At 45.6% G+C, this 20534-nt stretch carries 22 protein-coding genes and 1 pseudogene; 9 read left to right on the forward strand and 14 right to left on the reverse strand.

The window, feature by feature from the left end; translation table 11 throughout:
* Positions 1 to 29: 29 nt before the first annotated feature.
* The 5 genes from ACTHTY_RS09545 to hisC form a co-directional block, all read right to left on the reverse strand.
* Complete coding sequence (locus tag ACTHTY_RS09545; protein WP_049331168.1) at positions 30 to 347, reverse strand: hypothetical protein; 318 nt, start codon at positions 345 to 347, stop codon at positions 30 to 32.
* Between the two features lie 177 nt (positions 348 to 524).
* Complete coding sequence (hisA, locus tag ACTHTY_RS09550) at positions 525 to 1262, reverse strand: 1-(5-phosphoribosyl)-5-[(5-phosphoribosylamino)methylideneamino]imidazole-4-carboxamide isomerase (protein WP_070589522.1); 738 nt, start codon at positions 1260 to 1262, stop codon at positions 525 to 527.
* Positions 1263 to 1335: 73 nt separating this feature from the next.
* Positions 1336 to 1980, reverse strand: a complete 645-nt coding sequence (gene hisH, locus ACTHTY_RS09555) for an imidazole glycerol phosphate synthase subunit HisH (RefSeq protein WP_440367398.1) — start codon at positions 1978 to 1980, stop codon at positions 1336 to 1338.
* 169 nt (positions 1981 to 2149) lie between these two features.
* Positions 2150 to 3106, reverse strand: a complete 957-nt coding sequence (hisB, locus tag ACTHTY_RS09560) for an imidazoleglycerol-phosphate dehydratase HisB (RefSeq protein ID WP_107857272.1) — start codon at positions 3104 to 3106, stop codon at positions 2150 to 2152.
* Between the two features lie 19 nt (positions 3107 to 3125).
* Positions 3126 to 4211: a histidinol-phosphate transaminase gene (gene hisC / locus ACTHTY_RS09565; RefSeq protein ID WP_440367400.1), complete on the reverse strand. Its 1086-nt coding sequence runs from the start codon at positions 4209 to 4211 to the stop codon at positions 3126 to 3128.
* 217 nt (positions 4212 to 4428) lie between these two features.
* On the opposite strand from hisC, the gene ACTHTY_RS09570 reads away from it, so the two are divergent.
* From ACTHTY_RS09570 to rplS, 9 genes are all read left to right on the forward strand, one after another.
* Positions 4429 to 4785, forward strand: a complete 357-nt coding sequence (locus ACTHTY_RS09570) for a DUF2069 domain-containing protein (RefSeq protein WP_440367401.1) — start codon at positions 4429 to 4431, stop codon at positions 4783 to 4785.
* Positions 4782 to 6614, forward strand: coding sequence for a Wzy polymerase domain-containing protein (locus ACTHTY_RS09575; protein ID WP_440367403.1), 1833 nt, complete (start codon positions 4782 to 4784; stop codon positions 6612 to 6614). Before ACTHTY_RS09570 ends, ACTHTY_RS09575 begins: the two co-directional genes overlap by 4 nt.
* A gap of 206 nt (positions 6615 to 6820) precedes the next feature.
* Entirely contained in the window at positions 6821 to 7498 is a 678-nt protein-coding gene (gene misR, locus ACTHTY_RS09580; protein WP_003748666.1) for a two-component system response regulator MisR, read from the forward strand.
* Between the two features lie 15 nt (positions 7499 to 7513).
* Positions 7514 to 8911 carry a HAMP domain-containing sensor histidine kinase gene (locus ACTHTY_RS09585; RefSeq protein WP_300481352.1) on the forward strand — a complete coding sequence of 466 codons (1398 nt, stop codon included), beginning with the start codon at positions 7514 to 7516 and terminating at the stop codon, positions 8909 to 8911.
* 55 nt (positions 8912 to 8966) lie between these two features.
* Positions 8967 to 11357 carry a GNAT family N-acetyltransferase gene (locus ACTHTY_RS09590; protein ID WP_440367406.1) on the forward strand — a complete coding sequence of 797 codons (2391 nt, stop codon included), beginning with the start codon at positions 8967 to 8969 and terminating at the stop codon, positions 11355 to 11357.
* Positions 11358 to 11432: 75 nt separating this feature from the next.
* Complete coding sequence (gene rpsP, locus ACTHTY_RS09595; protein ID WP_003684452.1) at positions 11433 to 11681, forward strand: 30S ribosomal protein S16; 249 nt, start codon at positions 11433 to 11435, stop codon at positions 11679 to 11681.
* A gap of 15 nt (positions 11682 to 11696) precedes the next feature.
* Complete coding sequence (rimM, locus tag ACTHTY_RS09600) at positions 11697 to 12206, forward strand: ribosome maturation factor RimM (RefSeq protein ID WP_070836875.1); 510 nt, start codon at positions 11697 to 11699, stop codon at positions 12204 to 12206.
* Positions 12206 to 12955, forward strand: a complete 750-nt coding sequence (gene trmD / locus ACTHTY_RS09605; protein WP_440367408.1) for a tRNA (guanosine(37)-N1)-methyltransferase TrmD — start codon at positions 12206 to 12208, stop codon at positions 12953 to 12955. The genes rimM and trmD overlap by 1 nt, the downstream gene beginning before the upstream one ends.
* 14 nt (positions 12956 to 12969) lie before the next feature.
* Complete coding sequence (rplS, locus tag ACTHTY_RS09610) at positions 12970 to 13335, forward strand: 50S ribosomal protein L19 (protein ID WP_003679470.1); 366 nt, start codon at positions 12970 to 12972, stop codon at positions 13333 to 13335.
* Positions 13336 to 13664: 329 nt separating this feature from the next.
* Here rplS and ACTHTY_RS09615 read toward each other — a convergent pair whose 3' ends face one another.
* From ACTHTY_RS09615 to ACTHTY_RS09655, 9 genes and pseudogenes are all read right to left on the reverse strand, one after another.
* Positions 13665 to 14618, reverse strand: a complete 954-nt coding sequence (locus tag ACTHTY_RS09615) for an IS110 family transposase (RefSeq protein ID WP_440367410.1) — start codon at positions 14616 to 14618, stop codon at positions 13665 to 13667.
* A gap of 541 nt (positions 14619 to 15159) precedes the next feature.
* On the reverse strand, positions 15160 to 16329 hold the full coding sequence (locus ACTHTY_RS09620; RefSeq protein WP_440367412.1) for a zonular occludens toxin family protein: 1170 nt from the start codon (positions 16327 to 16329) through the stop codon (positions 15160 to 15162).
* 11 nt (positions 16330 to 16340) lie between these two features.
* Positions 16341 to 16619 (reverse strand): DUF2523 family protein, encoded by a 279-nt coding sequence (locus ACTHTY_RS09625; protein ID WP_049336528.1) that lies wholly within the window; start codon positions 16617 to 16619, stop codon positions 16341 to 16343.
* Between the two features lies 1 nt (position 16620).
* On the reverse strand, positions 16621 to 18408 hold the full coding sequence (locus ACTHTY_RS09630; protein WP_440367413.1) for an IgG-binding virulence factor TspB family protein: 1788 nt from the start codon (positions 18406 to 18408) through the stop codon (positions 16621 to 16623).
* A 15-nt stretch (positions 18409 to 18423) separates the two neighbouring features.
* Positions 18424 to 18726, reverse strand: coding sequence for a hypothetical protein (locus ACTHTY_RS09635; protein WP_063067829.1), 303 nt, complete (start codon positions 18724 to 18726; stop codon positions 18424 to 18426).
* A gap of 8 nt (positions 18727 to 18734) precedes the next feature.
* Positions 18735 to 18959: a hypothetical protein gene (locus ACTHTY_RS09640; RefSeq protein WP_063067830.1), complete on the reverse strand. Its 225-nt coding sequence runs from the start codon at positions 18957 to 18959 to the stop codon at positions 18735 to 18737.
* An 86-nt stretch (positions 18960 to 19045) separates the two neighbouring features.
* Complete coding sequence (locus ACTHTY_RS09645) at positions 19046 to 19315, reverse strand: hypothetical protein (RefSeq protein WP_004520283.1); 270 nt, start codon at positions 19313 to 19315, stop codon at positions 19046 to 19048.
* Positions 19316 to 19331: 16 nt separating this feature from the next.
* Positions 19332 to 20236, reverse strand: a pseudogene (locus tag ACTHTY_RS09650) (rolling circle replication-associated protein).
* The gene (locus tag ACTHTY_RS09655) at positions 20233 to 20451 is read right to left on the reverse strand and encodes a hypothetical protein (RefSeq protein ID WP_440367416.1); all 219 of its coding nucleotides are present in this window, start codon (positions 20449 to 20451) and stop codon (positions 20233 to 20235) included. The pseudogene ACTHTY_RS09650 and the gene ACTHTY_RS09655 overlap by 4 nt, the downstream one beginning before the upstream one ends.
* Between the last annotated feature and the right edge of the window lie 83 nt (positions 20452 to 20534).

Genomic DNA, 20534 nt, shown 5'->3' on the forward strand with positions numbered 1-20534 from the left:
CTTATCCGTTATCAGGCCGTCTGAAACCGTCAGGCCAAAAATTTGCTCAACCAATCCGGCAAATGTTGCAACAGCTGAAAATAACCAATGCCGGCTATCATCGCCAAAACACAGGAAATAATGAAATTGCTGTCGATGCGACCGACGATGGAAAAAATCAAACCGGCAAATGCCCACACTATCCCATTGAAAATCATCCAATAGGTATCGATAATCGGCAAATCAAACGCCGTCAGCTGCCGCAGTATCACTGCAATCAGTGTAAACCACAAACTTTCGCTTAGCGGATACACTTCGCGATCGGATGACCAGATAATCCAAAAACCCAAAACAAACGCTTCAAGCATACCAATCCCTTAATAAAATAAGATATGGAGTGAGTTGTTTTTTATAATTATTTCAGACAGATTTTAAGTCTAAGGACTTTGCAAAATGCCGCTTTTGAAGGCATTTTCAGCTATACGCCAACTCTTGCGCTGTTACACCTTGCAAAGCCCTAATCTGCATAATTAAACGCACTTAGGTCAGGCCAAAGAATCGGCCAGTTTTTGTGCCTGTGCGAAATCAATACTTCCCTCATAAATTGCGCGGCCGGTAATCGCTCCGCTCACACCCTCTTTTTCAACGGCACACAATGCGCGGATATCATCCAAATTCGTCAAGCCGCCGGAAGCGATAATCGGGATATTCACGGATTGTGCCAATTTGACGGTAGCTTCGATATTTACGCCGCTCATCATGCCGTCGCGACCGATATCAGTATAAATAATGCTGTTGACCCCATCGTCTTCAAAACGCTTGGCCAAATCGACGACATGATGCTCCGTTACCGTTGCCCAACCGTCTATCGCCACCATACCGTCTTTGGCATCCAAGCCGACGATAATCTGACCTGGAAATGCCTTACATGCTTCGCGCACAAATTCAGGATTTTTTACCGCGGCCGTACCGATAATCACATCGGTCAGCCCCAAATCCAAATACTTTTCAATGGTGCCCAAATCACGGATACCGCCGCCAAGCTGTACCGGAATATCTTTGGCTACGGCTGCCAAAATTTCTTTAATCGCTGGAAAATTTTGAGGAACACCTGCAAATGCGCCGTTTAAATCAACCAAATGCAAACGGCGTGCGCCTTGATTGCGCCAATGCAAAGCCATCTCTGCCGGCGAATCGGAAAACACCGTCGCCTGCTCCATCAAGCCTTGTTTTAAGCGGACACAACGTCCTTCTTTTAAATCAATGGCAGGTATCAACAGCATTTTTTTCTCCTCTATTCAGTTTCAGTATATTTTACACAAATTAGCGATTTTTAGCAGATTTATGTTAAAAATCTCAAATCTGCCAATTTAAAAAATTCCGCAGCAGCAATAATCCTGCCTGATGGCTTTTTTCCGTGTGAAACTGTGTGGCAAACACATTGTCCTTACCGACAATGCAGGCAAATTCATTCTGATATTCGCTGACGCCTAAAACAATCTCTTCATTTTTCGGTGCAAAATAATAGCTGTGAACAAAATAAAAATACTCATTCTGCCCAATGTCTTGAAATAAAGGGTGCGAACGGGTTTGACGCACTGTATTCCAACCCATATGCGGCACTTTCAGACGGCCTCCTTGCGCATCGGTTTGATTGGGCAAAAACCGTTTGACTTGCCCTTCAAACCAGCCCAAACCATCTGTATCGCCTTCTTCGCTGTGTTCAAACAATAATTGCGCACCTACGCAAATTCCAAAAAACGGCTTGTTTTTCAGGCCATCTGAAACTGCCTCGCCCAAACCGCTGGCCTTCAGCGCAGACATACAGTCCGGCATGGCGCCCTGCCCCGGAAAGATAACCTTATCCGCCGCTATCACTTCTTCGGGCCGCGAAGTCAGATAAACCTCGGCATTTTGCTTGGACAAGACCTGCGCCGCCTGAACAGATTTCAACACTGAGTGCAGGTTTCCCATTCCATAATCAACAATCGCTACTTTCATTGCTTCTCCTCAGGCCGTCTGAAAACATTTAATGATTAATATAATAATAAGAATGATTGTAGCAAAAGATGGTTTAAAACAAAATATTGCCACCATACAAGACAAATAATAAAAGGCCGTCTGAAATCTCGATCGGTTTCAGACGGCCTTTATTCATTCACACGATGCCTTATTCTTCAGACGCGGCTTCCGCTTCTTCTTGAACAGATTCTTCACTCAACGTGCCTTTGGTAGAAGGTGTTTGACCAATCATGCGCGGATCGTATTCGACTGCCATGCGCAGGGCGCGGCCGAAGGCTTTGAAAACAGTCTCGGCTTGATGGTGCGCATTACGGCCGCTCAAGTTATCGATGTGCAAGGTCATCATGCTGTGGTTCACAAGACCATGGAAAAATTCTTCAAACAAATCAACATCAAAACGGCCTATCAGGGCGCGGGTAAAGTCAATGTTGTACACCAAGCCAGGGCGGCCGGAAAGGTCGATAACCACACGGCTCAACGCTTCATCCAGCGGAACATAGGCATGACCGTAACGGGTAATGCCGGCTTTATTGCCAAGCGCCTGTTTCAAGGCCTGACCCACCACGATACCGATGTCTTCAACCGTGTGATGGTCGTCAATGTGCAAATCGCCTTTACAGGTAATATCCAAGTCAATCAAACCATGGCGCGCCACTTGGGCAAGCATGTGTTCAAGGAAAGGAACGCCGGTATCCAAGCGGTATTTACCGGTACCGTCAAGATTGAGGCTGACGGTAATTTGGGTTTCGCTGGTATTACGGGTAACGGTAACAAAACGGCCTTCGGTTGAAACACCAGCTTCGGCTGCTTCGACAGTTTGTTTTTCCAAACGCGCCGCTTCAACCGCTGCTGCTTTTTCTTGGTCTTTGCTGTGATCACGGTTCAACCAGCCTTTGCGTTTGTGCATGCCGGATTCCAACTTCGCAGCCAGGCTCGGACGAATGCCGCGAGCAGACTCATCGCCTGCTTGTTGTTCCAAACGGCGTTTGAGCTGAGACAAAGAGGCGGAGTTTTCATAACCGCATGCGCGTGCAAGCTTGGTCAATGAGCCGGCTTCTTCAACCAGTAACAGAAAATTGGTCAAATGCAGTTGAGCTTTGTTCATGATGGTAGTTTCCTTGAAATCAAAGATTAGGGTAAAGGTTTTTAATAACGGCCAAGACGGCATCATTTTGCGCTGCCGAGCCTATGGTTATGCGGACACACTGATCCAAAAGCGGATGGCTACCATGCAGTTTTTTAATCAGTATGCGGTTTTGCTTCAATGTTTCAAACAGCTCGTTCGCATCAGGAACGCGAACGGTAATAAAGTTGGCTTCGCTCGGAAAAACTTCCAAACGGTTTAATTTCAACAATTCATTCATCACGCGCGAACGCTCGTTTTTTAATGTATCAATGTTTTGCTGAATGATTTGATGATGTTTCAATGAAAATTTTGCCGCCGCCAAGCTTAATTGATTCATATTGTAAGGCGGAAGGATTTTGGCCAGTTCACCCATAATGCTTGGACTTGCCACCGCATACCCCATCCGCAAGCCGGCAAAGCCGATTTTACTGATGGTGCGCATTACGACCAGATTTTCGACTTCACCCGCCCACGGAAGGAAACTGTCATGATGAAACGCGCCATATGCCTCATCGACAACCACAATGCCGGTAGCCGCACGAATGACCGCCTCCACTTCTTCCCGCTTAAAGCACACGCCGGTAGGGTTATTGGGATAGGCAATAAAAATTAATGACGGCTGATGTTGCTCAATCGCAGACAGAACGGCAGGAAGATTTAAAGAGAAATCCGGATTTAAGGGAACGCCGACATATTCCATGCCATAAAGCGCGGCATTATGACGATACATAACAAAACTTGGCTCAATACCCAATACCTTCGTATTTGGTTTGGCAACCAGCATAGTCAAAAATTGGATAAGCTCGTCGGAGCCGTTACCCAACGCGATTTCCGCCTTATCGGGAATACCGAAAACCTCCCTCAATTCTTCATAAATACCGCTCTTGGCAGTATGGGGATACAAATGAATCGGTGCCTGCTTTGCCAAGTCCGCCCATTCCGATAATAAAGATTCATACCCGGCGAAAGGATGATGCGGACACTCCATGGCATCCAACTTAATAAAACCTTCCGGCAAATCGGCAACCTGATAGGCTGTCATTACTTTAATATCATCACGGATAACATCAGCAACGCGATTCATGGTTTTCTATCCTCCTGAGATAAAGTATTTATAATAGTAGCACAATCTTTATTAGATATATATATTAATAAGACTATAAAATAAGATAAAGTTTCATTCGTTTGAAGAAAAAACAATAAATCCTTTCTTCAGCATCTTTAAGCAATATTCTTGGCTTACCCTGCCTTTTTAGCGGTATAATTTTAAGTTTCCCAGTACGGCTTACGCCCTCAATATTGTGAACGATACACGCTCCCCATTACCTTATCTTGCAACTTCCATAAGCCTTATCCTGCTGATTCTGCTTTCCTTGTCGTGGGAATTATGGATCGCGCCATTACGCGAAGGCGGCTCATGGTTGGCACTGAAAGCCCTGCCCCTGTGTCTGCCGTTGACCGGCATTTTGAAAAAACGCATCTACACTTATCAATACAGCTCCATGCTGATTCTGATTTACTTTGCCGAAGCCTGTATGCGCCTGGCTGACACAGCCGTCGCCAGCCGGATTTGCGCCGCCGTTTCCGTATTATTGTGCATTGCTTTTTTCCTCGGCTGCCTTGCATTTATCAAACAACAAAAACACACATCAAAATGACATACCACACACTTTCAGACGGCCTGACTGAATCTTCAGTGAAAACCTTTTGGCCTTTATGGCTCAGTTTTCTTTGGATTTGCGCTGTCCCTTTTCTTTCACTCTACCGAGTCGGTCCACTGCCCAGCTTTTATTTGGAAGCCATCTCACTGAGCGGCTCATTGGTACTGACATTGATTAGCACACACAAAGGCCTGTTGAACATCCGCCTTCCCGCACTCAGTATCGGTTTGTTTGCCATGGCTGCATTTTGGTCACTCCAAGCGCGCTTCATGCATTCTACCTACCCCGGTATGAGCGACATCACTGCCTGGACCTTTGTCATTTTGGCACTGGGCGCATGGTCGGTTCGCGGCTGGGTAACGGCCTACGGACAAGAACGCGTCGTCAGCATCTTCGCTTGGTCTTTATTGATAGGAGCAACCATACAGGCCGCCATCGTCTGGCTGCAATTTAAAGGCTGGTCCAACGTAGAGTGGTTGAACGGCATTATTGCCCGAAGCAACGGCACCGTAAACGGCCAACTCGGCCAACGAAACCATTTGGGACATTATTTAATGTGGGGCATTTTGGCGGCATCCTATTTATGGACGGCACGCAAAATGTCCAATACAGCAGGTTTTCTGTTTGTATTGGCTTTGACCGCAACCCTCGGCCTGGTCAACTCGCGCACTATCTTAGGCTACATTGCCGCCCTATTCCTGATTACGCCGTTATGGTTTTGGCGTACCCGTTTCCAACACAAACGCGCACTGTGCATTTTCCTTCTGACCGCCATCCTGGCCGCCGCTTTCCAATTTGGCATGGGCAGCCTGTTGGATTTGTTTGGCAACATCAAATACGAAACCGCTGTCGAACGCGCAGGCACCAGCGGTTTCGAAGGCTCCATGCGCCAAATCGAATGGAGCAAGGCATGGATTGCCTTTCAATCCGCACCTTGGTTCGGCCATGGTTGGAACAGCTTTGCCCAGCAAACCTTCCTGATCAATGCCCAACAACAATACTTCCCCAACAATATTCTCGGCGTACTGTTTACCCATTCGCACAATATCGTCATGCAGTTATTGTCCGAAATGGGCATTACTGGCACCTTGCTTGCAGCCTTAACCCTACTTACAGCCGTGTGGCGACTGTTGAGCCGCAACCAAACACCGGCCTCGCTGTTTTTACTGACTGCCGCCGCCGTCAGCCTTTGCCACAGCATGCTTGAATATCCTCTTTGGTATATCTACTTCCTCGCCGTATTCAGCCTGATTCTGTCGTTGACACCTTCTTATCCGAAAGATGTTTCAGACGGCCCTGTATCTACCCGAATCAGACAATGGGCAGGCGGTATAGCTGCTTTATCAATTTTAATCGGCATGGCAAACCTCAGCTGGGAATATCAAAATCTGACCCAATATAGCCGTGTAGGGAAAACCGATGATCAGCAAACGGTTCAAAACAAAATCGACGGCTTGCAACGACTTTCCAAAGAAAGCCCCATGCTTGCCTATTACGCCGATTTGAGCTTGAGCAAACGTGCCGACCCGACCGATGCTTACATCCGTCCGTGGGCGGAAGAAGCCGCACTCAAAGCCCTGACCTACCGCCCCTACTCCAGCGCCTACCAAGTCGGCCTTTACCTCTACCGACAAGGCAAAAAAGAAGAAGGTGCGCAATGGATGCAGGCAATGCAATATTATTATCCTTATATGATGTATTTCTACGCTGACAAAATACGCAGTCACCCGGCATTCGCTCCCTTGCTGCCCAAACTTTTGTCCGATTGCAAAGATTTCATCAACGCACCGAAACACCAAACCGCCCAATCATGCGACAAAGCCTGAACAAAACACGCCCAATTGTCAGTTTGTCCTTACAGGCCGTCTGAAAATGTAAAGAGCAGCGAGTTTCTATGCAAAAAAGCGCAAAAGCACAGAAAATTACGCTATCAACAAAAGCAGATTGCATGTTAAGATTGAACACAACTCTATTTTAAGCGCCGTACTGCCATTTAGTACCGCGGCGCATACAATCACGAAAAGGAAATTCCATGAGTCGCGTATTACTCGTAGATGACGATGCCCTCTTGACCGAATTGCTGACCGAATACCTGACTGCCGAAGGCCTCAACGTTCATAGCGTTCCTGACGGCGAAGCCGGCGTTCAAGAAATTCTGACCGGACAATACGATGTCGTCGTATTAGACTCCATGATGCCTAAAATGAACGGTTTGGACGTACTGAAAAACGTACGCACCCAAAGCACCGTGCCTATCATCATGCTGACCGCGAAAGGCGACGACATCGACCGCATTATCGGTCTGGAAATGGGTGCGGACGATTACGTACCGAAACCATGCACACCGCGCGAACTCTTGGCCCGCATCAACGCCATCTTGCGCCGTGCGCAACACAGCAACGAACAAAACAACGCGCCTAACAGCATTTCTGTCAGCGACGTTGTCCTGTACCCTGCCAAACGCCAAGCCAGCATCAAAGATACTCCGCTTGAATTGACCAGCACCGAGTTCAACCTGCTTGAAGTTTTGATGCGCCACGCCGGACAAGTTGTCAGCAAAGAAACTCTGTCTATCGAAGCACTCGACCGCAAACTGGCTAAATTTGACCGCAGCATCGACGTACACATCTCCAGTATCCGCCACAAATTGGGCGATGCCTCCTTGATTCAAACCGTACGCGGCTTAGGCTACCTGTTTGTTAAAAACTAAAGATTAAACAGATCAATGAAACTGTTTCAACGCATCTTCGCCACATTTTGCGCAGTCATCGTCTGCGCAATCTTTGTGGCGAGTTTTTCATTTTGGCTAGTACAAAACACTCTCGCCGAAAACCAATTCAACCAACGCCGCACCATCGAAACCACATTGATGAGCAGCATCATCTCCGCGTTCAACTCACGCGGAGACAGCGGTGCGCGTGAAATTCTTTCCGAATGGAAAAACAATCCGGTTTCCAATGCCGTTTATGTGATTACCGGCGACGATAAAAAAGATATTTTAGGCCGCAATATCGACAGCCTGTCCATCGAACGCGCCCGCATCTTTGCCATCAACAATCCCGAATCCGATTTAGCCCACATCGAATACGACCGTTTCGGCGAAGAATACCTCTTCTTCATTAAAGGCTGGGACAACCATCAAGCCCAACGCCTGCCCAGCCCGCTTTTCATTCCCGGCCTGCCGCTCTCGCCGATTTGGCACGAATTTATCATTCTGTCTTTCATCATCATCGTCGGCCTCTTGATGGCATATATCCTTGCCAACAACATAACCAAGCCCATTAAAATTCTTGGCGGCGGTATGGACAGGGTAGCCAACGGCGAACTCGAAACCCGCATTTCCCAGCAAGTTGACGACCGTGACGACGAATTGTCTCACCTTGCCGTGCAGTTCGACAAAATGGCCGAGAAACTGGAAAAACTTGTTGCCAAAGAGCGCCACCTGCTTCACCACGTTTCTCATGAAATGCGCTCGCCGCTGGCGCGTATGCAGGCGATTGTCGGCCTGATTCAATCTCAGCCGCAAAAACAAGAGCAATACCTCAAGCGACTCGAAGGCGAACTGGTACGCATGGATACTTTGGTCGGAGAATTGTTGACCCTCTCACGCCTGGAAACTTCCAATATTCCTTTGGAAAAAGAAAACCTCAAACTCGTTCCTTTCCTGACCAACTTGATTGAGGACAACCAAAGCATTGCCCACCAAAACAACCAAAGCGTTACCCTGAGCATTGATCCCAAAATCCCTGAAAATGCCGTAATCAGTGCCAACGAAGGCTATCTATACCGCGCCTTCGACAACGTTATCCGCAACGCCATCAACTACAGTCCGGAAGGCAGCACCATTCAAGCCCATATCGGACAAGACGGCAAAAACTGGATTATCGATGTGACCGACAACGGGCCTGGCGTAGACGAAATGCAGCTTCCACATATTTTCACTGCCTTTTATCGCGCCGACTCCAGCGCGCACAAGCCCGGTACAGGTTTAGGGCTTGCCTTGACGCAGCACATTATGGAACAGCACTGCGGTAAAATCATTGCTGAAAATGTCAAACCCAACGGCCTGAGGATGCGCTTCATCCTTCCCAAAAAGAAAGCCGGAGACAAAAAAGAAGTCTAAAAATAAGGCCGTCTGAAACTTTTCAGACGGCCCAAAACACAAATAAGGAACCATCATGAGTGCAACTGCCCAAACCGGCTACTTCTTCATGCCTGAACACATCATCCTCGTCGGCGCCAGCGAACGTCCGCACAGCCTTGGCGAACGCATTTTCAGCCACCTGCTCGGTTCCTCATATCAAGGCAAAATCACCCCCGTCAATCTTCGACACAGCAGTGTCGCTGGCATTCCCTCCTACTCCAACCTCAGCAAAATCCCGGGCCAAGCCGATTTGGTTGTTGCCGTTATCCCGCCCGATCATTACGACTCGCTGTTCAAAGCCTGCCGTAAAAAAGACCTGCGCCACATTATCCTGATTCAAGATTGGGAAAACCTGCCACCCGAATCCTGCAAAAATGCCCGTTCCATCATTCAAAAATATCACGGCGACGAATTGAACATCACCGTGTGCAACAGCGCAGGCATCCAACTCCCCTCGCTCAACCTCAACATCAGCACCCAAGCCGACTATCCAGCCGGCCATATCGCATTACTGACCGGCCACAGCACCGTCAGCCGCAACATCAACCACCTGCTGAACACGCTGCACCAAGGCATATCGCGCCACATCAGCCTCAACTTTGACCTAAGCCCCACCACATCCGCCGACTGGCTCAACCGCTTCGGCCACAACCGCCATACCAAAGTTGCCGTCATCCACTACAATCCGGCGGAAAACCAACGCGAGCTGTTCAGCGCCATCCGACACTTTACACGCCACACTCCGCTTATCCTGTTGTCCACACACTACACCGACAACACAGACAAAGCTATCCTACGCAGCCTCAGCCGCCATTGCAATTTCCAACCGGTATTCAATACCGCCGAACTGGAAGCAGCCCTAAAAGCCCACCTTTCCGGCATTCCCGTTATTACCCACCCCACCATATTGTCCGATACGCCGATAGAATGGCTGCGCACTACCGCCAATGCCTGCGAATTGACCCTCAACCTCCCAACCGATGTACCATCCGTCCGACAAGGCTGCATCGGCAGCAACCCCACGCCTGCACGCATCCACCGCTTGGCACTCGAACAATTACAAAATCCGCATACTCAAGCCCTGCTCGGCATTATTTCACCAGATACGCCGGATGCGTACAGCATTCATCAAACTCTGGATAATTTGGCACAAAAAACCAGCAAGCCCATTCTCATCAGCTATCGTTTTTCAGACGGCCTGACTCGGTTTAACACGCCGGAAGAAGCCTTGCTGACACTTTATTTCCGCAATCAAACAGCCTATTTGCAACAAGTACAAAATACCCCTGCCCCAGCCAAAACAGGCCGTCTGAAAACACCTAAAAGCAAAAGTATCGATAAAGCCATTGCGTCCGGCCAAACAGAACTGATGGCGGAAGCCCTATACCTGCCTCCGTGCCAAACCCAAAAACACAATGCCGTCCAGTTCCGGTTCAGCCGCCATGCCATTTACGGCAACATCCTTTCCGCCCATTACAACGGCAAAACCGAAGCCGCATTACCTCCATTTACCACACTCGATATCCAGCGTTTAAGCCAATTTGCAGAACTCAACAACACTTCCGTTCTCAATCAATTCCTGCATTCCCTAAACACGCTTATCCACAACGACCAGCATATCGGCGACATTATCCTCAACTACAACGGCAGCCAATACAGCAGCACCATCATTCCAGAAATCGTGGAAAAACCTGTTGCACCAACAACCAAAATTCCTAAAAAAGCCGTCCAAACCTTAGAACAGGCCGCTGCTAAAATGCAAAGTGCCGCCGCCTACCTCCAACAAAAAAATCCGGCCGCAGCCGAATTCCTACGCAGCACTGGCGAGGCCGCTTCCGAACTGCTGCATCCTAAAACCGAAACGCCCGAGATACAAAACGTACTCGCACCCTATCCGATCCAAACCGATACCTTTACCCTGCCCGACGGCAACACACTGCACATCCGCGCACTAGAACCTGAAGATGCCGAAGCCAAACAAAAATTTGTCCGCCAATTACCCTCGGCCGACCGCTATACGCGCTTCATGACCCATACCAACGAGTTGCCGCTGCCCACACTCACACGGCTGACCCATCCCGATTTCCATACCGAATGTGCGTGGGCCGCCTTCGCGTCAGACGGCCGTATCGTCGCAGTCAGCCGTTACAGCCGCATCAATCGTAATGAGTGCGAGTTCGGCATTACTTTAGCACCTGAAGCACGCAAAACCGGTTTGGCAGGCAAAATGATGAGCCTCATTATCCAAACTGCCACACAGCAAGGTTACCAAACCATGAATGCGGAAATCCTCAAAGAAAACACACCGATGCTCAAACTCGCTGAAAAATCAGGATTTACCGTCACCCCATCGGAAACCGACCGCGGCCTGTATCAAGCAAGCCTCGATTTGAACGAATGGCAAAACAGCAACAAAAACAAATAAAAACTTGCATAACCCGTGTGAAATATCCTAAAATTAGCGGTTTCTATATATCCGCATTTTTCAAAAGGACTCAAAATGGTAGTTATCCGTTTGGCTCGCGGCGGCTCAAAACACCGCCCTTTCTTCAACGTAGTCGTAACTGACTCTCGCAACCGTCGTGACGGCCGCTTCATCGAGCGCGTAGGCTTCTACAACCCCGTTGCCAACGAAAAACAAGAACGCGTACGTTTCGACGCAGACCGCATCAACCACTGGGTTGCTCAAGGCGCGAAAGTTAGCGACGCAGTTGCCAAACTGATTAAAGAGCAAAAAATCGCTGCTTAATCAGCTAAAACGACCATGACAGACACTCAAAAACGGGTAGCCATGGGCTACATCAAAGGCGTATTCGGCATTAAAGGCTGGCTTAAAATTGCCGCCAATACCGAATATACCGACAGTCTGCTGGACTACCCAGAGTGGCAGTTGTGCAAGGATGGCAAAACCCTGGATGTTGTGCTTGAGGCAGGTAAAATTGTCAATGGCGAACTTCAGGTCAAATTTGAAGGTATAGACGATCGCGACCAAGCCTTTGCCTTGCGCGGCTATACCATCGAAATCCCCAGAGAGTCATTCGCCCCTACCGAGGAAGACGAATACTACTGGGCAGATTTAGTCGGTATGACCGTCATCAACAAAGAAAACATTGTCCTCGGCAAAGTCAGCAACCTGATGGAAACCGGTGCAAATGATGTTTTGATGATTAAAGGCGAACACGGACAAATCCTGATTCCCTTTGTCTCCAACTATATCGAATCTGTCGATACCGACAGCAAAACCATTATTGCCGACTGGGGTTTGGACTACTGATGCTGATCCAAGCCATCACCATTTTCCCAGAGATGTTCGACAGCATTGTCGAATACGGCGTTACAGGCAGAGCAAGAAAACAAAATCTTTGGCAGTTTCAAGCCATCAATCCCCGAAAATTTGCCGACAACAAACTTGGCTATATTGATGATCGCCCCTTCGGAGGTGGTCCGGGAATGATTATGATGGCGCCACCGCTTCAATCTGCAATCGAAGAAGCCAAAGCAAACTCGCAAAAACCTGCCAAAGTAATTTATCTCAGTCCGCAAGGTCAGCCGCTGACGCATAAAAAGGCCGCAGATCTTGCCGAACTGCCCCATCTTATTCTTCTATGCGGACGCTATGAAGGCATAGATGAAAGACTATTGCAAAGCAGTGTGGACGAAGAAATCAGCATTGGCGACTTTGTCGTCTCAGGTGGCGAATTACCCGCCATGATGTTGATGGATGCCGTCTTAAGATTGGTTCCGGGTGTGTTGGGCGATATACAGTCAGCCGAACAAGACTCGTTTTCAGACGGCCTTTTAGACTGTCCTCATTACACCAGACCCGTAGAATTCCAAGGCATGATGGTTCCTGATGTCTTACGCTCAGGAAATCATGGCTTGATTGCCGAGTGGCGATTGAAACAATCGCTGCGACGCACTTTAGAGCGCCGACCTGATTTATTGGAAAAGCGCAGTTTAATCCCAAAGGAATCCCGCCTCTTAAAAGAAATCTTGCAAGAGCAACAGGAAATCCAATCATAACTTAGGAAAAACAAATGAACTTGATTCAACAATTAGAGCAAGAAGAAATCGCTCGCTTGAACAAAGAAATCCCTGAATTCGCTCCAGGCGACACCGTTGTCGTATCTGTACGCGTAGTTGAGGGCTCTCGCAGCCGTCTGCAAGCATACGAAGGTGTTGTTATCGCTCGCCGCAACCGTGGCCTGAACAGTAACTTCATCGTTCGCAAAATCTCTAGCGGCGAAGGTGTAGAACGTACTTTCCAACTGTACTCTCCTACCGTAGAAAAAATCGAAGTTAAACGCCGCGGTGACGTACGTCGCGCCAAACTGTACTACTTGCGCGGCCTGACCGGTAAAGCAGCTCGCATTAAAGAAAAATTGCCTGCTCGCAAAGGTTAATAGCCTTCATCAAAAACCCACTTCAATGAAGTGGGTTTTTGTTTTTATACAAGAACTCCTTGTCTTTCTTACACAATCCTGTAAGCCAATCACAATTCCCATCTCACGCATAAACTTAAACAGAATCATAACACCCCCTGCTTCTTTATAACCTTTATAACAAAGATAGTGTATTGCACAGTCAAACATCTTTACATTTATTGACGTTGCAAGAATACGCACCCCGACTTATTCGAGGTGTTTATTTTGTTTTGAATGTATTTAATGTTTTGATTTATGCTTTATTTTCAATAAATTAAAAATCGCCGGTGAAAGCCCGGTTTAATTTTTCATTTATATCTTTCCACTTGGAAATCTTGGCCGTTCTGCAAAAGCGTGAACGCTATTACCGCCAGTTTCCGCATCATGATGGCTATTAATATCAGCTTTATATGTTTTCCCTTGTTTTTCAGACGGCCTACAAATTCAGGAAAGGCATTACAACGGTATGCAACAACGGCAGGCATATAAAGGCTTTTCCGTATTTCTGAACTTCCTATTTTTGATATTCTGCTTTTTCCGTTTACGCTTGTTCCTGATTGATATTTTCTAGGGTCTAATCCTAGATAAGCCGTGAACTGTTTTGCATTTTTAAATTCATGTCTTTTATAGGTTGATAACAATACGGCTGTCGCTTGCTCGCCTATGCCTGTTATTGTTTTCAGCCTTTTGCGTAAATTGTTATAACTTGGATTGTCTTTGTAGAACTGGAGTAATTGCTTTTTGACTGTCTGTATTTGTGCTGTCAGATTTGAAATAGTTGTTTGAATATGGGATTTGATATAGTCGGGTGCTTCGTGGTGTTTGGCTTTTTCTGTTGCGCGTTGCTGTTTCAGATAGTCTAAATATCGGGCGATTTCCTGTAATTGCTTCTGTTCTTTTGCCGGCGGTTGCCATGCTTTTAATTTGTGCTTTCGGTCTTGGCAATATTGCGCTATCAACTTTGCGTCTTGTGTGTCTGTTTTTGATCGTTGTAGTTCTGCTATCGCATATCCTTTTATCTTTCGTGGATTCTCTACGGTAATTGTGTATCTTAAATAAAGATATTCGGCTAATGCTTCGTAATATGTGCCTGTTGCTTCGCACACGCAATGGAGCTTATCGGATACTTTATGACTTTGTAGCCACTTTGTTAATTGTTCAAATCCTACTTTGTTGTTCTGAAACTTCTTTTGATGATTTTGACCGTCTGCAATCAAACAGCAATCTATTGTGAGCTTTGAAACGTCTATTCCTAAGTACATGGTTTTACCTTATTAATTCGGGCTTTTTGCCCTAGATAGTGTTCAAACTTAAGATGTACGAAAGCCCACGCTTCTATCTTTGCTACAAGCTGTACGCTTTGGCCGTACTTTCGAAGTCGTGGGCTTTACTTGGTGTTTCGTCAAACGCCAAGCCCTCAATGGGCTGATTTACTCATTCAGGGCTTGAAGCTTATCGTGTGCTTGCCTTCGGCGACATTCGCCATGTGGCAGGGGTTGGTGCAAAAAACCGCACCAACCCTTCTTTAAAGCGTTTTCGGGTGGGCTAGCGTCAAGGGGTATCCAAAAAGATTTATAAAGACGATAAAGCTGTCTTTACAAATCTTTCTGGACATCCCCCCCCTGACTTGTGGTTAGGTGGGCTATTTGGCTATGTTATATCCATAATAAATAATTACTGCTGCTCCTATTAACGACATTATGAACATCGGAAGAACGAAATACTTAAAAAATCCTCGCCAGCCTTTACGCTCATACATTGTTGCAGCCCAAATTCCTAATAAAAAAGCTATACCTGAATTCACTAATTAACCTTTCCGCCCTCATTACTTAGGGCTTTTTCTTCGTATCCGTCATACATCAAATTCTGCGGACTCTTTCCACCCATTGTCAAGACTTGCGGTTTTTCTGAAACTGATGAATTTGAATCAGCCGTTAATGCTTCGTTTTGTTTAGTTTTATAAGGGTTGAATGGCAAGCCATCTTTAATATAGCTTAAACAGATTTTTTTACTGATTTCTGCAATCTTAGAACCTTGGTCTGTATAGCAGTTACAGCCATTATCGCTTTTAACGCACGCGGAGGGCCAAGGCATGGTTTTAACGGCTTTATTCATTCCGTCATACATCGGCGCTGTTTCTGGCCTATCTTCTATTCTCGGTTTAAAGTCGTCCTCGCTTATGTGCGGTTTCGGCGGTTCTTCTGCCTTTGTTTCTTGTTTCGGGTATTGCCCTAATCCGTCCGTTCCGTCCACCGCTGGAGCGGTTGCCGTACCGTCCGTTTTAGGGCTTTCCGCCAAGGCGGAAACTTCCGTTTTCGGTTTTTCGATCGGGGCGCTGATGTCTTTCCAGCTTTGCCATACATAAAAACAGCAGATTAATATCACGCCAAGGACAAAAGGGAAGATGAAAACTACTTTACTTAGTTTTGTTTTAATCTTCGTATGTTCTTCTGCTGATTTGTAAACGCCAAATGCTTTTTTATCAAGTTTATAAACGCTTTTAACGCCGTTTGCGACGTCGCTATTAGATTCTGGATTCGCGCACCTTTCCCATTCAATCATACGGCGCACGCCCAAACTGGTTTTGCCAATGTGGCAATGATGGCCTATCAGACTGCGTACATTAACGTCTATTAGGCGCGGATGTTGTGTAAGCAGGAATATATCAATGCCTTTATGACGGTGCGTTTCCAGTTCCGCTACGAAATCGGGAACTTTTGAACCGCTTGGCCGTGGCCTAAATACGCGCTGACATTCGTCAATAACAAGGATTGCACCCGTTGGCGCCCATTTGTGCCAAGTCTGCATACTTTCGCCTTCTGGAATAGGCAAGTTAGGAATAATTTTGTCATTTACTTCAGGGATACCGTCAAGATATAGCGGACGGTTTTTTAAATCTGACCTATTCATAAGGTCTGAAATCATTTTTAGGGTTTTACCCGAGCCGGGAACACCTGTAATTAGATAAAGCATAATTTACCCTTTTATTTACTTGCCATTATCGCTGACAGTTTGGACATTGTTTTGAGCGAAGCTATAAATGTGAATGTTCCGAAAATCCAGTTTAGACAAACCCCTATGCCTAAAATGTAAAGCACTTGCAAGGAATCCTCTGTCAAACCGCCTACTTGTTGGGATACGGCCTGCATAAGCTGATTTTGAAGGGCATCTAAACCTACATAAGTTATAAAACTTAGTCCTACGGCTGACATAATTTTTCCTGCAACAGTCGTTAATACGCTGGTTAATAACTTTGCCCACATATCACAATTCCTTTACTGCTGCATAAGCAGCCCAACCACAGCTAATAATGGTTACTAAAATTAAAATTGGCCTGATTTTTGAAGCTATGTAGCAAACGTTTTCATAGCTCATTTCAAAAGTACCTAAAATACCCATGTCAAATGTTTTGGGAGATGGGCAAACGCCGTCTGTTTTAAAGGTGTCAGTTGGTTTTATTGAGCCTATATCGATCGTATTTTGGGGAACTTCAGGTTCTTGCGCTTCAACCTCGCCCATATCTGCACACGCTGCGATGTTTGGAAACAGCGAACAAAGGCCATTTTCTTGCTGTTTTGGCGTTTGTTGATTGTTTGGACTATTCGGACTGTTCGGCTCATTGGGTGTATTGGGAGAATTAGGGCTATTGGGTGCGTTTGGCGTGTCCGGACTCTCCTGTCTGCTTGGTGTTGTCTTTTCGGGCTTATTCGGTGCTTCTGGACTGTTTGGCTTTAAATCTGGACGTGGCACATAATCAACGCCTACAGTGCCATCTTGATTCATTTTGAATCTTGTTTGTTGTGGGGTGCTGCTGCCTTCTGGGGTATAGGGCGCACTAAGTGCGGTATCAGGGCTAAATGTGCTTGGCTCGGCAGATTGATTCATAACGCCCATTTTTGCCAGTTGGTTCATCAATTCGGCATGATTTGTCTGATCGTTTTCAAGCATACGCTTAAGAATGTCTAAAATTTCTTTTTGTGTCAGCATGAAATCTGATGGATTTACTTGACCAGTATTCTTAGCTGCATTGGGAATATTGGGACTGCCTGCGGGGTATGATTTAAGCTCGTAATATATTCTATTGTTTTGAGAAAGATTTCCAATTTCTAAACTAATTTTTGACGGATTTTCTAAACCGGTGGAAATTACATTTCTAAAATTGTCATTCGTTATAAAACCGTTTGAATATATATTTAAATTAGAGTTATTTGAATAAACCTTGTAACTTTTATATGTAGTTGAAGCTTCAGATTTGTAAATGTTTGGTTGGAAAGTTTTCATAAGAATTAAATCATAAGCATAAAGCCCTTTTGCTTTGGCTTCTTCTTCTCTTTTCTGTTCTTCTTTTTTCTTTTGGTCTTGTTGTTGCGCTTTTTGCGCTGCTTCTGCTGCTTTTTTTGCTGCTGCTTGCGCTACTGCTTTTTGATAGTTGCCTTCGGCTTCTGCTTGGCGTTGGGATTGTTCATACTGTTGAGGTTCTTTCAATCCATTGCCAATGCCTGTAGCTATATCTCTGATTGCTCCGCCTAAAATACCATCTAAAGTAGCTCCTAAAGTCATTATTGAATTATGAGCAGCTTGTAAATAATTGCCGTTCTTAAACGCCTTTGCTGCTTCTGCTGCATAATTTTTTGTATAAGAATTATTAACAGCATTTGCAACAATGACTGTATTTGCAACAGTTTGAAGCCTACCTGTACCAACTCTTTGATTAACAGTTGTATTCATCGTGCCAGTTTCGCCATATCGGCCTGTAACCGTTACATTTTTGCCTTGACTACCACTAAAATCACTTCCGTTTTTGGTAATTGTCGGTTTGCCGTTGTTTTGTACATCAACCTTCCAAACGCCTGTTTTTGGATCGTAGCCACGACGTTGCAAGGCTTGGTCACTTGGGAAGCCTGCGTTTTGATGTTGTGCCGGCGGAGGAAGGCCGACTTCTGCAAACGCTGTTAACGGACTTAAAACTTGAGTGCCAAAACATACAAGCACAAGCAGGCGACTACATAGGGCGAAACGCCGAGAATAAAATAAACTTCTGGTATCATTCATTTTTCCTTTTCCCTTTTATTCATCATTTTTCATATTGGCCAGTTTTACGACTTTTAAGCAGACTACGACAATAAATAAACCTATAAAAGCAAATAGCATAGACTGTCCCAACTCTCTACCCTGATCATAAAAATCTTGATTATTGCACTGCGGAAAGTTGAGCTTTACTTGGCTTCCGTGATATTCCCATGCCGAACCAATAAAGACAGGGTGATTTAACACCCCGTCTTTATCGATTGTCGGTATGACTTGGGACATCACATGATTTTGAGCTTCTATCTGCGTGCCATAACAGATTTGGCCTACTCGATATCCCATATCAAACCTTATGCTTTATTGATTACTCGTTTTGCAACGGAAATAGTTGCAATCACAACGGCCAAACCAACTACAACTGCGCCAAATGCGATAATGCCAGTTTTCAAAGCGCCGATTTCTGTAGAGGCGGTATCGAGCAAGTTTGTATCAGCCATGACCGGAGCAGACATTGCAGAAACGGCAACAGTTGCCAGAGCATACTTCGCTTTGTTTTTCAGATTTTGGAATTTCATTTTGTTTTCCTTTAGTTAATGTTGAAAAAAAGTTTTGCGGTGTTTCGGGGTCAATTCAAGGCACACCGCAAAGCCTTGAATCTTGTTTATGCTTCGTCTGAAAAATAGATGTTGTCTTTAAATGCGCGTGGGAATACTTGCATTGATACAATTTGTTGAGGCTTATAGCCTTCATATTTTTCAGGGTGTTTGGTGCGAACTTCGCAAAGGCGCGTTTCAGTTTCGCTACGGATAATCAGGCCGACATAATGTGTCTTGGTAAACGTGCCGTCTTGGTTTTTGCGTTCACGCGTGAACATTCGATCAAAAGAGGCGATAACAAACATACCTTGTCGGCGTTCTGTTTCTTGTGTCATGTTTTTTCCTTTCTGTTTAAATCAGATTTACGATGGTTTCTCGGTTTTTAAATGCCCATTTTGGGCTTAGGTAATCAGATAAAATGTGATTGTAGTTGTCCTGATGGATTGATTCGTATGGACGCAATTTATAAAGGGGCATGGACTTTAAATAAGAGTCAATGCGATTAATCCATTTCCTTAGCTGTTCTCGCCATTTGCGAGAACCAGCAGATACAAAAGAAAAATTACTGTTTGCCATCTTCCAAAGGTGCTTTTTGTCAATAGTCGTTCTAATCAGGCGGAATCCTTTATCTTCAGGCAAACGGCTATCGATATGCTTTGCAATGTATTTGGCAACGTATCGGGCAAGGCCTTTACTATTTGTTTTAACTGGCAATAATTCAGAACGGCCAAAGCCATATTTACCCATGTTTTCACGGAGTAAAACCCAAAGCTGGCGAAGGGCTTTATTCGCGCTTGAGTAATTTTTAGCTTGAATTTGGCGGAAATTGAGGCCGTTTCTGATGTTTTGTCTTGTGTTTACGATTAAGTGAAAGTGAATACGACCGCTTTTCATGCGCTCGTAAACGCAGATATAGTGTTCAAAATGGCGTTTCAGAAAGTTTGTTCTAAGGCTATGAAAACGACGGCTTGCTTCTTTCACGTCTTGAACATCATCGGCAAACGTCAAAGTTAGGAAACCAACGTTATCAATTCCGAAAGCTTCGATGAATTGATGAACATTCATTTCTAAGGCCGAAGCAGACTTTTTGTGCGAAGTTGAAAATTCGTTTAGGTTTTCATTGGATTTAGCGAATTTTTCCGCATTTACTGGAAATTGTTTTCCTTGTTTTCAAAAGAGTTTTCAATCTCAATGCAGTTGTTACTATTTAGACAAGGAAGAGCGCGTTCCGCGCTTGCTGAAGCTGAACGGTTCATGCGTTATTCTCCTGATTCATGAAATCAGTAACGCATAACTCGCCATATAAAGAAGCGGTTTCTTCTGTTGCTTTTGGATTTTGGGGATTAGTTACAGGGAAGGCTCTTGTATTAATGAGCTTGGAATAGCCGTTTTTATCGGAGAAAAGACGGACGATGTAGGCAACTGGATTTTGTTCCGGTTGTGGTGTGATAGTGTAGAAACAAATTGACATTTTAGACCCCTCTCAAATATCGGTTAATAATATTTGTCAAGGGGTTTTAACTAAGATTTACACCCCTTGCTTGAGGCGTAATA

Origin of the sequence: Neisseria sp. P0019.S002 (assembly GCF_051957155.1) — a bacterium.
Lineage (GTDB): Bacteria > Pseudomonadota > Gammaproteobacteria > Burkholderiales > Neisseriaceae > Neisseria > Neisseria perflava.

Bases quoted from the DNA above. Each gene is read 5' to 3' on its own strand.
- ACTHTY_RS09545 (WP_049331168.1), bottom strand. From the start codon at position 347: ATGCTTGAAGCGTTTGTTTTGGGTTTTTGGATTATCTGGTCATCCGAT.
- hisA (WP_070589522.1), bottom strand. From the start codon at position 1,262: ATGCTGTTGATACCTGCCATTGATTTAAAAGAAGGACGTTGTGTCCGC.
- hisH (WP_440367398.1), bottom strand. From the start codon at position 1,980: ATGAAAGTAGCGATTGTTGATTATGGAATGGGAAACCTGCACTCAGTG.
- hisB (WP_107857272.1), bottom strand. From the start codon at position 3,106: ATGAACAAAGCTCAACTGCATTTGACCAATTTTCTGTTACTGGTTGAA.
- hisC (WP_440367400.1), bottom strand. From the start codon at position 4,211: ATGAATCGCGTTGCTGATGTTATCCGTGATGATATTAAAGTAATGACA.
- ACTHTY_RS09575 (WP_440367403.1), top strand. From the start codon at position 4,782: ATGACATACCACACACTTTCAGACGGCCTGACTGAATCTTCAGTGAAA.
- misR (WP_003748666.1), top strand. From the start codon at position 6,821: ATGAGTCGCGTATTACTCGTAGATGACGATGCCCTCTTGACCGAATTG.
- ACTHTY_RS09585 (WP_300481352.1), top strand. From the start codon at position 7,514: ATGAAACTGTTTCAACGCATCTTCGCCACATTTTGCGCAGTCATCGTC.
- ACTHTY_RS09590 (WP_440367406.1), top strand. From the start codon at position 8,967: ATGAGTGCAACTGCCCAAACCGGCTACTTCTTCATGCCTGAACACATC.
- rpsP (WP_003684452.1), top strand. From the start codon at position 11,433: ATGGTAGTTATCCGTTTGGCTCGCGGCGGCTCAAAACACCGCCCTTTC.
- rimM (WP_070836875.1), top strand. From the start codon at position 11,697: ATGACAGACACTCAAAAACGGGTAGCCATGGGCTACATCAAAGGCGTA.
- trmD (WP_440367408.1), top strand. From the start codon at position 12,206: ATGCTGATCCAAGCCATCACCATTTTCCCAGAGATGTTCGACAGCATT.
- rplS (WP_003679470.1), top strand. From the start codon at position 12,970: ATGAACTTGATTCAACAATTAGAGCAAGAAGAAATCGCTCGCTTGAAC.
- ACTHTY_RS09615 (WP_440367410.1), bottom strand. From the start codon at position 14,618: ATGTACTTAGGAATAGACGTTTCAAAGCTCACAATAGATTGCTGTTTG.
- ACTHTY_RS09620 (WP_440367412.1), bottom strand. From the start codon at position 16,329: ATGCTTTATCTAATTACAGGTGTTCCCGGCTCGGGTAAAACCCTAAAA.
- ACTHTY_RS09625 (WP_049336528.1), bottom strand. From the start codon at position 16,619: ATGTGGGCAAAGTTATTAACCAGCGTATTAACGACTGTTGCAGGAAAA.
- ACTHTY_RS09630 (WP_440367413.1), bottom strand. From the start codon at position 18,408: ATGAATGATACCAGAAGTTTATTTTATTCTCGGCGTTTCGCCCTATGT.
- ACTHTY_RS09635 (WP_063067829.1), bottom strand. From the start codon at position 18,726: ATGGGATATCGAGTAGGCCAAATCTGTTATGGCACGCAGATAGAAGCT.
- ACTHTY_RS09640 (WP_063067830.1), bottom strand. From the start codon at position 18,959: ATGAAATTCCAAAATCTGAAAAACAAAGCGAAGTATGCTCTGGCAACT.
- ACTHTY_RS09645 (WP_004520283.1), bottom strand. From the start codon at position 19,315: ATGACACAAGAAACAGAACGCCGACAAGGTATGTTTGTTATCGCCTCT.
- ACTHTY_RS09655 (WP_440367416.1), bottom strand. From the start codon at position 20,451: ATGTCAATTTGTTTCTACACTATCACACCACAACCGGAACAAAATCCA.